Raw genomic sequence first — 13969 nt, 5'->3', positions numbered from 1 at the left:
TCCCATGCCAGCCGTCTGATCTCAATCTTTTCTCCGTATATCCAAAGTAGATCAGCAGCCAGTCTTCTTGATGTTGTATGGAGACTATTATATCAAGCCGGTTGGACGAAATCACGACATGCCCGAACTTCGCTCTCAGGCTTCTTTATGTTTCTTTGGCAGCAGGCCAAACAACATGCGCAGGGATGTCCCCTTGGGTTTGCGTTTTCTGCCCTGAAAGCTGCGCAGATTGGTGACCAGTTCCCGATCCCGCTCCTCTTCCAGTTTCTCGTTCATCCACAAACGCTGCTTATCCATCTGCTCCTGGAGAGCAAGATGGGTATCCGCCAGATGCTGCAATGTTAACTCCAGCTCGTCCACCCGCTGTTGCAGCAGTTGCACGCGATCATCCTGCTGTTCTACAGCACCATGAGTCACTTCACTTACCAGCTGTCCAAGTCCTTCATAAGCTCTTTGGGTACCGGTTAGCATGGGTTCATGCCCCTCAGGGGAAACCTCGGGTACGACGGTTGCCGCACATTCCGCTGAAGAACTTTCGATTGCCACCACAGGCACATCCGGAGTCAATACGGTAACCACAGCATCCGCTAGTGGCAGGTTATGCTCCCTGAGTTCTGTCATCAGTCGTTCAATACACACAATATCGTCAGACTTAAACAACCTGGATTTGTTGGCGGAACGCTCGAATCGGTACCCCTGTTCCTCTAGTGCTGCCGCATATTTACGAAGAGTACTGGCACCAATGCCCAGGCTCTTGGCCGTTTCCGTCGTTGCTCCTGCTTCTTCAATCATTATTATTCCCTCCCGGAATGAAGTCTTTTTGAAAACAAGATAGTGGCGTCAGTGTTCCCCTTTGAAACTGTCATCGGATTGGGTCAACCTGTCTCATGGATCAAATCACATTTCATTTGCTTGTCCGTATGTATTCGTCAGCTCCCTTTCAGAACCCTTTGACGCTTTTCTTCTGTTTCTGCGGATTCATAAGAACATTTGTCGGGCCTCTTATTCGTAAAAATAACCCTCTATCCGACATCAAGCATGAATGCTGTCATGTCGAAATTCAGTCATGCAAATGCTGTCGTATTGGATAAGGAATACTAACCATGTCAATATTGTTAACTCCATCACTCCAATACGCTCCCGCGACAGAGGATATCATTGCTGCAAAGCTTTTCCATGTGTTATCTTATGTAACGTAGAAGCCATTCCTGGCATAAAATAAAGGACTATACTTAACATAGGTCTCATCAAAAACGGATAAATCAAATGTAAATGGGGGCTGAACGGCAGTGTTAGGCAAATCAGGTAAAGTAGCGGTGATCGGGGCGGGTCTTGTCGGTTCAAGTTGTGCGTATTCTATGATTAATCAATCCATATGCAGAGAAATTATGATGGTTGACCGGACGTATGACCGTGCCGTTGCTCAGGCACTGGATTTTTCCCATTGCATGGATTTTACACATAACCGAACGAAAGTATATGCTGGCACATATGCAGATTGTGGCAGCATGGATGTCATTGTAATGACTGCCGGAGCGAATCCGAAGCCAGGACAGACTCGTCTTGATATTTTGGAGGAAGCCGAGTCCATTGCCAAAGATATTGTCGTTCCCATCATGAATAGCGGATTTCGGGGGATCTTTGTCGTCGCGGCCAATCCAGTTGACATAGTAACTTATATGGTATGGAAGCTGTCCGGACTTCCACGTGAACGCGTTATCGGTACGGGTACATCCATTGATTCTTCACGTCTCAAAACGCTGCTATCTGAGGTATTCTCCATTGATCCACGCAGTGTGCATGGATACGCGCTCGGAGAGCATGGAGAATCCCAATTCGTGGCATGGTCGCATGTGACCATCGGAGGCAAACCGATCATGCACATTATGGAGCAGCACAAAGAACGTTTTAAACATCTGGATCTGGAGGATATCGCTCGCAAGACGAAAGATGCCGGGTGGGAAATCTTCACACGTAAAGGGTCCACCCAATTCGGAATTGGTAATGCACTCGCACATATTACCCGTTCCATTCTTAATGATGAGCATAAAATCATCGCTGTCTCTGCGATTCTGGATGGAGAGTATGGACAGAGCAACGTCTGTGCCGGTGTGCCAGCCATTATCGGCGGGAATGGAATTCAGGAGATCATCGAATTGAATCTGGATACGGCTGAACGTGAGAAATTCGATCGTTCCTGTGAAGTACTGTCAGGCAACATTAATCGCCTAACCTTGGTATGATCCATCCCTTCTGCTAATTAAATAATCCTAAACATCAATAAGCCAATGAGCTCCCGAGGCGGGAGCCTATTGGCTTATTGATTGCATGTTTGCCTATAATATACCCGCTCACTACTGCTCAGCTTGGTGCAAGCTGGGGTTCATCTGTCGGCCCCCACTGTTGAAGCACTCGTTTCAATTCACTCAGCATGACCGGTTTGCTAATGAAGTCACGCATCCCAATCTCCAAACAGGCTTCCTTGTCTTCACGTTTGGCATTACCCGTAACCGCTATAATAGCCGGTATCCGCTCCTGCGGAATCAATCGGTGTACAAGATCTGTCGCTTTGAGCCCATCCATGACAGGCATCTGGAGATCCATCAATACGATGTCATAGGTGTTCTGCGAAATGGCTTCGATAGCCTCGACCCCATTCGTGCACACATCAGCTTGGTAACCAAGCTTCTCCAGATACTCTGTGAGAATTTTTCGATTAACCGGATGATCTTCGGCAACCAGGATACGCATCGCTACCTTATCGCCCTGGCGTGTACGATCATGGCTGAACTGGCGTGCAGTCTTCTCCGCAGATACATCTACACTTGTCGCAGGCACTGCGAAACGAAAGGTCGAACCTTTCCCCTCCTCACTTTCCACACTGATACTGCCACCCATAATTTCTACGAGCCGCTTCGATATGACCAGCCCAAGACCGGTACCCCCATACTTGCGGTTAATAACCGGGTGCAGTTGAGAGAATGACTGGAATAGCTGATCAAGCTTATCTTCTGGAATACCAATTCCCGTATCCTTTACTGCAAAGTCCAGCACACTCGTTTCCGGACGGCTGCCGTGAATGATATCAACCGCGACATCAATACTTCCCTGATTCGTAAACTTCAAGGCATTACTGACCAGATTGACGAGAATCTGCCGAATACGCATCGCGTCACCCACCATAAATTCAGGGATGTCCGGATTGAGACGATACCGTATCTTCAATTGTTTCTCTTCTGCTCCAGGCGAGAACAGTTCCGCTACCTGCTCCAACATCTTGCGTAACGAGAATGGTTCGAAGGCTAGAGCCATTTTGCCAGACTCCAGCTTGCTGAAATCCAGGATATCATTCAAGATGTTCAACAATGCATCGCCGCTCTCACGGATGATCTCAGCATATTCACGCTGTTCCTCCGATAGATCGGTGCCGATTAACAATTCTGTCATGCCTACAATTCCATTCATCGGTGTACGAATCTCGTGACTGACCATGGATAGAAATTCCGACTTGGCCTGTGCCGCAAGTTCGGCCGTCTCCTTGGCGCGCATAATTTCACGATCGCCAGTCACATCATTAAACACAATAACGGCGCCCTGGATCTGACCCTCATCGATGATCGGTGTAACCTGATATTCCACCAGGAAGCTTGTTCCGTCTTTACGCCAGAACACATCCTCCTTAACCGTACGGCACTGCCCATCCATCACCGTCATCTGAATAGGACATTCTTTTTTGGGGAAATAGCTGCCATCTGCACGTGAATGGTGGATGATGGGATGTGAGCTTTTGCCAATAAACTCTTCTACTGTATAACCGAACATGGATGCCGCAGCCGGGTTCATGAATCGGGTAATCCCCTCCGCATCCAATCCATAGATCCCTTCTGTAACCGAGTTGAGAATCAGCGCATGCTGCTTGCTAAGTTCCTGAATCTGCTCCGTATAGTCCTTACGCTCCGTAATGTCGGACAAAATTCCGTACACACCCACGAGCTCCTGATCCACAATAATGGGGACATTAATGATGGATACATCAATCTTTCGGCCGCGAGCATTCACGATCTTTGTTTCATAATGCTGGGGTTTACCCTGTTTGACCAGTTCAAAATAAGCTTTTCCGGCGTGAACTTCACTCTGATCCAGATGAGAAAGAAAGGACTGACCTATCAATTGGCTTCGAGGGATGTCCAGCATTTTCACCAAATTGCGGTTCACTGCGTTGTAATTCCCTACCAGATCCAACGAGTAGACCGCAGCCGGATTGTGCTCAAATAAGGATTTGTAACGCTGGCGACTCTCCCGCAGACGTCTTTCTGCATCCTTGTGCTGTGTAATGTCACGACTGATACTTACGATCTGTGTGCCCTTGTGCAACTCTCCGGCCACTGGCTTCGCCAATGTTTCCATCCAGATGTAGTGCCCCTTCTTGTGCAGTACACGCATCTTGCAGCCATTCCCGCTCAATGACAATTCCTGTAACACGGGATAATCCTCCGGGTGACAGTAATCCCTCAGAAACCTTCCTGTCACCTCCTCTGGACGATATCCGAGCAACGGATAGACAGAAGGGGAAACGTATAACAGCTTACCATCCAGGGAGGTTGTAGTAATGAGGTCCTGAGCATGGTCAGCCAGCATCTGATACTTCTCCTGCGTTTCCTGCAATTTACGTTCCACTTCAACCATCTCGGTTACGTCCCTGGCGATACCGTATATCCCCACGATCTCTTCTTGCTCCGTTATGGGCACATAGGTAATCTCGGCTTGTTTGAGAGAACCATCTCTATGATAAAATGTGATCGAATTACTAACTGAATGTCCAGCCAGTACCTCACGAATATATTCTTTTCGTAACTCCTCACTCTCAGGGGGACAGATCCCCACTCGATTCAACCGACGGAGTTCTTCAAATGTATACCCTGAAATCCGCTCAATAGAGGGATTGGCATCAATATAATTTCCATGGATGTCCATCACATATATGGCATCCGGGTGGTTAAAAAACAGTGATCGGTAAGAACTCCCCTCAGAAATAATGCGCTTCAGAGTTTCCGTTTTATTAATATCCAAGGCTTACCCCTCTTTTCTTTAGCCTTCAATCCATATAACACCGGATCATAATAACTTCCGGAAGAATAGGCTTACCCTCGAATAACCAGGTTAAGCGGGATAGAAACACCTTTTTATATTTTACCAGATTCCAATTCAATTTTGCTTACAAGCTCTTCACCAAATCCCGTTAAAACGACAAAAAATCCCCTCTAGTGACACATGCCGTCATTCATGATGACATATGCCTTTTCTTTGTAGAAGGGAAATTTTGTATGCAAGTTTATGGATGGTTTCTCGTCACTCAAATTTCTTTTTTTCTAAAATATAAAACTCCGATAAGCATGAAGAGTACAGCACTGCCTCCAACTACCGTCAGCATTGTCTCGAGTGGAACATTGTAAGCTCCAAATCCCTCGCCTTCCATCGGCGTCATTAGGATCATTGGCTGCGCCCAAGGGTAATACGGGCCAAAAGTGGCCGAGTTGACGATCAGAATATTGGGTACTGTCAATGCAAAATTCAATGCCAGCGGCGCCGCAAAGCTGCTCCATACCAAGGAAACAAACATCTGCAGAGCAGCAAGCGGCAAACAGGCGAACAGGCCGAGCAACAACTTCTCTGCAAGGAATCCCCATGGAACAGGAGCTGTCATCCCCTGAAGCTGACCAGCAAGCAAAATGGAACCCAGCAACAATAGTTGCGTCCCCGCCAGAAGAAGCAGCACGATTGTCAGTTTGCCTGCATATACGCCTGTACGGGTGAGCGGCAAGACCAGCATCTGTTTCCAGCCTCCTCCTGCATGTTCGAAGCGGCAGACAAAGGAAGTAAATACACCAGTCAGAATCGGCAGCAACAATAAACCATGCAGGAAGACCATTGTTGTCATCAATACACGCCAATTCCCAGAAGGAGTGGATAGCAGCCCAATAAGCAGCGCAATTAAGGGACTCAGCAGGATCAGAAGCCACACGGGAGACTTGCCCATTTTCAGCCGTTCAGCGGAAAGAATCCGGAAATAGGTTGTCGCAAAGCTCATTCAGGCCACATCCTTCCGGCTGAAGTGAATCATGCCCAGCAACATGATTAACAAGCCCATACCTATGCCCATACCTGCGTACATCCATGGATGGGGTCCATTCCAGGCCATTTGTGCCCAAGCAAGCGGGAAGTACGGTGAGATACTGAGCGCGAACATCCCCATCACGGCGAGAATAATGCCCAGGGTTACGGGAAGTGCCTGATTTTTGGTGACCATCGTGAGCCATAGCTCCAATGACAACACAGGAAGCGCCCCGGCCAAAGGCAGCAGCCCCACTCTGATGGTATCCGTCCATGGGATCTCACTGGCATCGAATCCGAGCACGAGACCCAAACCCACCATCCCCACAGTTAACAATAAAGAGGAGACGATGAGCAAGATGCAAGCCAGCATGAATTTTGCCAGATACACGGCTGTTCTCGGAATGGGCAATGCCAGAAGTTGTTTCCAAGATCCCTGTTCATGCTCGACATTGGCAATCATCGAACTAAGAATCGTCGCCCCCAACATCAAAGCGAGGGGTACAAACACAATCACATTGTTCAATAAGCCGCCCCACAGGTTATCCCCATACTGCTGTTTCAGATAATCCAGACGTAATCCGAAGTTCAACGCTTGCATTGCTGTCAGTCCAATGGGCGCCAGAAACACGAGGAACCAGATACCTTTGCCTCGGATCTTAAGCCAATCGGACGATAATGCTCGGCCTGTCATACGTTCGCCCCCTCACCGATGACCCGCATGAACAGGTCTTCCAGTGATTGACGATGCTCTTCCACACGATAGACCGCGTGATCCTGCTCGACCAGTCGGCGTACCAGCAAGGCGATCGCACTATTATCCATATAAGGGAACGTCAGGGCTGCTCCTTGCCGCTCGCCGAACTGCCCTTGCTCCCTTGCAAGCTTCATCGCCTCTTCCGGCTCGGATACGGTCAGTCGAATAGAGCTGCCTGTCTGGCTATGCAGATTCGCGATTGTATCCTGAAGCACCATCTTGCCCTCACGAATAATGCCGACACGGCTTGCCATCTGCTCCACCTCACTCAGCAAATGGCTGGAAACAAGGACCGTGATGCCATGTTCCAGTGGCATGCGTTTGATTAGTTCCCGAATCTCCTGAATTCCCGCAGGATCGAGTCCATTCGTGGGCTCGTCCAAGATAAGCAATTCCGGTTCGCCCAACAATGCACTGGCAATACCCAGACGCTGCTTCATGCCAAGAGAGTATCCTTTCACCGAGCGTTTCGCGTCGCGGGTCAGATCGACAATGGAGAGCACTTCGTCAATTCTCGATTTGGGTACATTGATAATCCGGCGCAGGGCTTCCAGGTTCTCCACTGCGTTCAGGTGTCCGTAATACGATGGATATTCAACCAAGGAACCTACACGCCGCAGAATATCCATGCGGTCTTTGCGGATATCTTTGTCGAATATACGGATGACTCCTTTGGTTGGCTTGATTAAGCCAAGAAGCATGCGAATAGTTGTTGTCTTTCCAGCACCATTGGGACCCAGGAAGCCGTAGATATCTCCCTTTTTAATATGCAAGTCAAGCTCACGGACCGCCGCACGATCCCTATAAGTTTTCCATAAGTTAGCGGTTTGAATAATGTTGTTACTCACTGTTAATCACCTCGGATAACATCGTAACCTTCCAAGGTTAAAACGGAGTTCTTTCCAAGTTTAAGTTTAGTTTAAAAATAGATATAGATTCGGACCCCTTCCGGTGAGCTATCCAGCCGCTTGCGCAGTCCCATCTCTCGAATCAACAGATCCACAATGGATAAGCCCAGGCCTGTTCCTTTGGTATCGGAATCCTCCTGGAGTCCTGGTCCCCGATCTTGAATAACAAGAGCAACTCTTCCCTGAACCAGACTTGTCGATATACCGATATATTTTCCGCGCGCTGCATGACGAATCACGTTCTGAAACAGGTTATCGAGAATACGGCGCATGCCCTGCTCATCCACCTGCCAGATTAATGGTTCTTCCGGCAGATCAATATCAATCTCATATTGCTCTTTTTCCCAAACGGGGTACCAAGCCGCAGCGGTCTCCCTGACAATTCGCAGGATGTCCTTCTGTTCCAGCTTCAAAGTATATTTCCCACTGGCAAGCAGGTTATAAGACAACATGTTATCAATCAGTCCGCTCAAGTCATCCATTTTGGCTTCCATCCGGCGCAATGAAGTGTCCGCAGTTATGCTTAGCGGCTCTTTGTGAAGTGAATGCATATGTCCACGAATTACAGTTAGCGGGGTACGCAAATCATGCGACAGTCCCGCAACCAGACGTTTGCGCAGCTGTTCTTCCTCCCGTTCCCGGTGACGGCTGTCTGTCAACTGATACACCATTGCATTGAATGATTCTTCCAACTGTCCGATCTCGTCGGATCTGAGAATGTCCACAGGAAGCGGAATGCCTTCTTTGCCCGGAGTCATCATTGCCGTCTGCAGCCGAATGAGTCGCTTGCGAATTCGCGCAAAGAACAGGATCGACATGACGATGAACAACAGGAAGATGATCATCATCAAGACGCCCAAATACAAGAGTTCCATGGGCCAATTATTCTGTGATTTTTCCAACAGATACCGGGGTACCTCAATTACCATAAAGCCCTGACCCTTGTCCTCGTTGTCGCCTCCCACAAATGAAACCACCGTAAGTGGATCACGATAGGAGGCTTCCTTCATAAATTCGAGGGCAGAGTTTGCATCCCATAAGCCAGGAATCCGGGTCACTGCCGCATTCTTGTCATTCCGTGCCCACTTCAACGTGGTTATCGTTATTCCGGCCTGCGTTGACTCTGTTACGTTAACGTCTTCCCCTCCGAGTATATATGCCGTTTCGCCCTTCTTGTTCACATAATACATCGATGATTTTGGATATTTACCGTGTAACTGTTCCAATCGTTTATGAATCTCTCCCGGTGTAGCCCCATGTAGTTCCTTGGATTCCCTGGACCACAAGTTGCTGATTTTCGTAGAGTCTCCATAGGGGGCTGTATTCTCTATATTAGTATTATTCACCACTACAACGTAAATGATGGAGGTGAGCGGAAGAACAACCGGAACAAATAAAACCGCCGCCAGGATCAGAAGCATATAACGGGACATCAGGGACTTTCCAAAGCGCAGCTTACGTTTCCCTGCCGGAATTCGATCCTTGCGCCCTTCTCCCTTCATCCTCTCTCGTTCTCCGGATCTCCACCTCATGGCTTCTTCACGCGGTACCCTACACCGCGGATCGTTTGAATGATGGCAGGGTTCGCCGGATCAAGCTCCAGCTTCTCGCGCAAATGTCGAATATGTACCATTAGTGTCTTGTCCCCGTCGAGATAAGGCTCATTCCAAACAGCCTCGTAGATCTGTTCTTTTGTACGAATCATGCCCATATGCCTGAGCAGATAGGCGAAGATATGAAATTGTTTGCCCGATAAAATAATCTCTTCCCCGGTTTCCTCATTGACGATCCGATGGTCCTTCTCATAGATGGACAGATGATCCAGCTTTACGACCGTTTCGGACGAGACAGCCGTTCCCGCCTTCCGCAGTTGCACTTCAATTCGCGCAGCGAGTTCATCAGGATGAAACGGCTTGGTTACATAATCATCGGCAAAATCGAGCCCATGCAGCTTGTCGTCAATGGACGTTCTGGCCGAGAGCATGACGATGGGCACAGAAGGATGTTCCTTTTTGAGCCGCTGCCCGACTGTAAATCCATCCAGCCCCGGCAGCATGACATCCAGAATAATCAGCGAACAGCCTCCGGCAGCTTCACCCGCGCCCTCTCCACTTCCGAGCCATATGACCTCATAACCACGTTCCTCCAGGTCAGCTCTGACCCATGTCGCAATCTCCGTATCGTCTTCAATGTATAACAATTTTGTTTTCATGCGTAAATTCGTTTCCTTTCTGCACCCTTTGGGTTAATTATATATCTAAACATAATGGAGTAAGCTGTATGTATGAACAAAGCGATGCACCGTACAACGGGGTCTCCGTTACTTTTATTTGTATTATACCTTAATCTCCAGATTCAGAAATATCATGTCATAAGGTCCATGAAGTACATACATAGGGTATAGACGGGAGGAATTTTAACATGCTGCTGGAAGCCATCTATCATCAACCCAAGCGAAACTGGGCTTACGCCTACGACAAGGATACCGTTCGTCTGCGTCTGCGCGCCAAAAAGAATGATCTCACCGAAGTATACGCCATGACGGGTGACAAGTACGCATGGGACAATACCAAAGAACTGATTCCTTTAGCCAAATTCGCATCTGACTCCATGTTCGATTATTACGAGGGTGAAGTAAAGCCTCCTTACCATCGCCTGAAGTACTCTTTTTTGCTAAAAAGCGGAGACGAGCAGATCTGGATGTCCGAAACGGATTTCCAGGAACATGAACCCGACGATCCCGGGCAAATGTTTCAGTTCCCGTATATTCATCCGGGTGCTGTTTTTACACCACCTGCTTGGGTGAAGGATGCTGTTTTCTATCAGATCTTCCCCGAGCGGTTTGCCAATGGCAACCCTGACCTTAATCCGGAGAATGTCGAACCTTGGGGCGGCGAACCTACACCGTTTAATTTCTTCGGCGGTGACCTCCAGGGCGTGATGGATCATCTGGACTATCTCAGCGAGCTGGGCATTAACGCTATCTATTTTACCCCCATCTTCGCGGCAACCACCAACCATAAGTATGATACCGAGGACTATCTGCGAGTAGATCAGCATTTCGGAGATGCAGACACGGTCAAACGACTGGTCAAGCTGTGTCATGAACGTGGCATCCGGGTGCTCCTGGACGCGGTGTTCAATCATTCCGGGAAAACGTTCGCACCATTTGTGGACGTGCAGGAGAACGGGGAGAAGTCCAAGTACAAGGATTGGTTCCATGTGCATGAATTTCCGCTGGATGTGAAGGATGGCATCCCTACCTATGAGACCTTTGGATTTGAGCCTCACATGCCGAAGCTGAACACGGAAAATTCCGAGGTGAAGGACTATCTGCTCAAGGTTGCGGAGTATTGGATTAAGGAAGTGGGTATGGACGGCTGGCGACTGGATGTCGCGGATGAAGTGGATGATGCATTCTGGCGTGACTTCCGCCGAGTGGTGAAAGCTGCAAATCCGGATGCGTACATTCTCGGGGAGATATGGAATGAATCCTCAGCCTGGCTGCAAGGTGACCAGTTCGATGCCTCCATGAACTATCCGTTTACCGATGCCGTGAATGGTTTCTTTGTGAAAAATAAAATGAATGCCGAGACATTCGCGGACTCCATCGGCCGACAATTGTCACGTTATCCGCTGCAGGCCAGTGAAGTGGCCTTCAACCTGCTGGACAGCCATGATACTCCAAGGCTGCTGACGCTATGTGAAGGTGACCAGCGCAAAATGAAGTTGGCGGCTCTGTTCCAGTTCACCTACTTGGGCACACCTTGCATCTATTACGGGGACGAGATTGGGCTGGATGGCGGCGCTGATCCGGGATGCCGGAAATGCATGGAGTGGGACGAAGCGAAGCAGGACCGCGAGTTGTTCACCTTTTATCAGCAGCTCATTGCACTTCGCCATGCTCATCCTGCCTTGCGCGCAGAAGGCCGCGTTCGATTCCTGCAGGCCCGTGCCGAAGGAAGCCAGCTGGTCCTGGAACGGCAAAGTGACGAGGAACGCATTCTGATCTTGTTCAATCGCTCGGAAGAAACGGCTATCGTCGAGCTGGAAGCGGGTAACAGGGAATGGAAGGAATTATTTGGAGAGAATTATCGTACAGCCAAGGAGGAGGGTATTCTGGCGGTCGAGCTGCCCGCATATGGATACGCTGTGCTAAGTTCGAATCCCGTGTAATACGATAAATAAGCGCTCATAGACCTGTAACGGATCTGTTGAGCGCTTATTTGGCGTTAAGGATCGATCATTGGAACAGTCACAGTTTAACGTCAGGATTTTTGTTGCGAAACTCATTCTGACGCGTTTACCTGCTCCCTGAGCAATTGGATGGTAGCCTCATATTGGACGAGCCCCACTTGCATACATAAGCGCTGTGAAGGTGAGATCTGTTCACCAAATTGCTCCATCTGGCGCTGAAGCTCGGCATACAACAATTCTTTACGCTTTAGTTCCGACCGAATCCACCCTGATACGGTATCTTCATCCGCCAACTCTCCGAAATACAAACGCATGAGAAAGTCGGATCGGAACACCTCCGCTTCCAAGGGACTCATCAAATAGGTGTTAAACTCCGCTGCCCCCTTCGGCGTTAGTGTATACACGTTTTTGTCAGGCTTCCCTTCTTGTCTAACCGATTCCTTGGTCAGCAATCCCAACTTTTCCATTTTGGCAAGCGTGGGATAGATGGTGCCAAAGCTGGCATCGAAGAAAAATGAAAAGTATTGTTCAAAGTACTGCTTGATCTCATATCCGGAACATGGCTGATTGTGCAGTATTCCGAGGATGACATGCTGCGTGTTCATCGGTGTACCGCTCCTTTCAATTCCCCTTAACGTATCACATCCTCCCTATTTCATTCAACATCATCAGACGTTTCACTAACGGTTGTTTCGGCATATAGGAGCGTATTTGTTATCCATGATCTGGTGAAGGCAGGTTTCCAGCCATTACAGCAGGGGTCTCAGCAGGCTTCGATTCCAAAGACATGTCAGAACGAGCCGGGACAGATCGCCGGATCCACGTGTACAGAACACCCAGAACCAGTGTTGACGTTCCAATCACTGTGAGAAGTAGAACATCCCTGTGAATTCCATTACCTCCAAGCACCAGATTCATCATACCCTCCACCGCGTAGGTGGCAGGCAAATAGTGACCTATTTGTTGATAGAAGTCAGGCAATACATCTCGTGGTATTGTCGAGCCGGAGGTCAGCATCAGCAAAGGCAGCAACGCACTGTTCAACCAGGCACCTGCATTTCCAAGCAACAACAGGCTCAATTGTGCTACAAACAAAAAGGTTAAGGTGATCAGCCATTGAAACAGCCATAACATCCACCATCCATCCACTGATGACACTCCCATAAGATGCATCATACTCGCTCCAACCAGCGATACGATGAACGCTGCACCCAGATTGATCATATTCCGAGCCCAGAATCGTTCCCATTTCCCTGTTTTACTACTCAATTCGCCAGAGACTTTCTGCAGGTTCATTCCAAGCAGCATTGCACCCGTAAACGTAGCCGTCACAATCAACATGGGTACCATAGAAAAGGCAAAATTCTGGACTGGATTCACCCGCTCCACGTCTGCCTCTACACGGGAAGATAACCCCTGTGCCAGTACATTCGCCTGCTCTGCAGCCATACCGGATTGATCCAGCATGTGGTGAATGCTGTTTTGTTGAACTTCACGGTTCAATGCCGCTGTAACTTGGGCGGATACGGTCTGCATCACACTTTTTACCGTAGCCACGTTGGATTCATTCATCACATACTTCACGGACACCGGTCTCGACAGGTCTCCCGCCCGCTGCATAAAACCGGATGGAATCTCAATGATCATGTACACATCCCGATCCGTTAACAGCTGTCTCGCTTCTTCCATTGATCCGGATGGTTTGATCTCGAAATCCAGATTCGTGGCCAGAGACTTTGCCACTGGCTCAGCTTCATTTCCATCTTCATTCACAATGGTTACTGCAAGCTGAGTCATCCGCGCATTAACCTGATCATAGCCACTAAGCCAGATGAAGTTAAAAAAGACCTGGAACAGCACAGCTGTAATCAAACCAACAATCGTAGCACCGTTTCTCATAAACAACAGACTCGTGTGAAATATACTTTTCATCCTATCTCTCTCCTTAGGCATGGCATTCTTCGCTATTATATATCATATCGATATATGACAATTA

General features: G+C 48.6%; 11 protein-coding genes. 2 read left to right on the top strand and 9 right to left on the bottom strand.

From position 1 onward, the window contains the following. Nucleotides 1-135 precede the first annotated feature (135 nt). Complete coding sequence (locus ACFTRD_RS24955; RefSeq protein WP_379384738.1) at nt 136-792, bottom strand: hypothetical protein; 657 nt, start codon at nt 790-792, stop codon at nt 136-138. Nucleotides 793-1289: 497 nt separating this feature from the next. Here ACFTRD_RS24955 and ACFTRD_RS24950 point away from each other — a divergent pair, with 497 nt between their 5' ends. Continuing rightward, complete coding sequence (locus tag ACFTRD_RS24950) at nt 1290-2243, top strand: L-lactate dehydrogenase (protein WP_192262744.1); 954 nt, start codon at nt 1290-1292, stop codon at nt 2241-2243. Nucleotides 2244-2361: 118 nt separating this feature from the next. On the opposite strand, the gene ACFTRD_RS24945 is transcribed toward ACFTRD_RS24950, so the two are convergent. From ACFTRD_RS24945 to ACFTRD_RS24920, 6 genes are all read right to left on the bottom strand, one after another. Then, nucleotides 2362-5070 carry a PAS domain S-box protein gene (locus ACFTRD_RS24945; RefSeq protein WP_379384735.1) on the bottom strand — a complete coding sequence of 903 codons (2709 nt, stop codon included), beginning with the start codon at nt 5068-5070 and terminating at the stop codon, nt 2362-2364. Between the two features lie 283 nt (nt 5071-5353). Continuing rightward, nucleotides 5354-6088 carry an ABC transporter permease gene (locus ACFTRD_RS24940; RefSeq protein WP_379384733.1) on the bottom strand — a complete coding sequence of 245 codons (735 nt, stop codon included), beginning with the start codon at nt 6086-6088 and terminating at the stop codon, nt 5354-5356. Next, nucleotides 6089-6805: an ABC transporter permease gene (locus tag ACFTRD_RS24935; protein WP_379384731.1), complete on the bottom strand. Its 717-nt coding sequence runs from the start codon at nt 6803-6805 to the stop codon at nt 6089-6091. After that, nucleotides 6802-7716: an ABC transporter ATP-binding protein gene (locus ACFTRD_RS24930; RefSeq protein ID WP_192262736.1), complete on the bottom strand. Its 915-nt coding sequence runs from the start codon at nt 7714-7716 to the stop codon at nt 6802-6804. Before ACFTRD_RS24930 ends, ACFTRD_RS24935 begins: the two co-directional genes overlap by 4 nt. Nucleotides 7717-7787: 71 nt before the next feature. Beyond that, entirely contained in the window at nt 7788-9278 is a 1491-nt protein-coding gene (locus ACFTRD_RS24925) for a HAMP domain-containing sensor histidine kinase (RefSeq protein WP_379384729.1), read from the bottom strand. 26 nt (nt 9279-9304) lie between these two features. Further along, a complete protein-coding gene (locus tag ACFTRD_RS24920) occupies nt 9305-9988 on the bottom strand; it encodes a response regulator transcription factor (protein ID WP_379384727.1) in 684 nt (227 codons plus the stop codon). Nucleotides 9989-10197: 209 nt separating this feature from the next. Here ACFTRD_RS24920 and ACFTRD_RS24915 point away from each other — a divergent pair, with 209 nt between their 5' ends. After that, nucleotides 10198-11952 carry an alpha-glycosidase gene (locus ACFTRD_RS24915; protein WP_379384725.1) on the top strand — a complete coding sequence of 585 codons (1755 nt, stop codon included), beginning with the start codon at nt 10198-10200 and terminating at the stop codon, nt 11950-11952. Between the two features lie 113 nt (nt 11953-12065). On the opposite strand, the gene ACFTRD_RS24910 is transcribed toward ACFTRD_RS24915, so the two are convergent. Then, nucleotides 12066-12578, bottom strand: coding sequence for a helix-turn-helix transcriptional regulator (locus ACFTRD_RS24910; RefSeq protein ID WP_379384723.1), 513 nt, complete (start codon nt 12576-12578; stop codon nt 12066-12068). Nucleotides 12579-12687: 109 nt separating this feature from the next. Further along, on the bottom strand, nt 12688-13905 hold the full coding sequence (locus tag ACFTRD_RS24905; protein ID WP_379384720.1) for a YhgE/Pip domain-containing protein: 1218 nt from the start codon (nt 13903-13905) through the stop codon (nt 12688-12690). Nucleotides 13906-13969 lie beyond the last annotated feature (64 nt).

The organism is Paenibacillus sp. NPDC056933 (genome assembly GCF_042674385.1).
GTDB lineage: Bacteria > Bacillota > Bacilli > Paenibacillales > Paenibacillaceae > Paenibacillus.
Note: the sequence above shows the minus strand (reverse complement) of the source record. Positions and strands in the feature narration are given on the sequence as shown.

Coding starts and splice junctions, on each gene's coding strand:
- ACFTRD_RS24955 (WP_379384738.1), bottom strand. CDS start 792: ATGATTGAAGAAGCAGGAGCAACGACGGAAACGGCCAAGAGCCTGGGC.
- ACFTRD_RS24940 (WP_379384733.1), bottom strand. CDS start 6,088: ATGAGCTTTGCGACAACCTATTTCCGGATTCTTTCCGCTGAACGGCTG.
- ACFTRD_RS24935 (WP_379384731.1), bottom strand. CDS start 6,805: ATGACAGGCCGAGCATTATCGTCCGATTGGCTTAAGATCCGAGGCAAA.
- ACFTRD_RS24925 (WP_379384729.1), bottom strand. CDS start 9,278: ATGAAGGGAGAAGGGCGCAAGGATCGAATTCCGGCAGGGAAACGTAAG.
- ACFTRD_RS24920 (WP_379384727.1), bottom strand. CDS start 9,988: ATGAAAACAAAATTGTTATACATTGAAGACGATACGGAGATTGCGACA.
- ACFTRD_RS24915 (WP_379384725.1), top strand. CDS start 10,198: ATGCTGCTGGAAGCCATCTATCATCAACCCAAGCGAAACTGGGCTTAC.
- ACFTRD_RS24910 (WP_379384723.1), bottom strand. CDS start 12,578: ATGAACACGCAGCATGTCATCCTCGGAATACTGCACAATCAGCCATGT.
- ACFTRD_RS24905 (WP_379384720.1), bottom strand. CDS start 13,905: ATGAAAAGTATATTTCACACGAGTCTGTTGTTTATGAGAAACGGTGCT.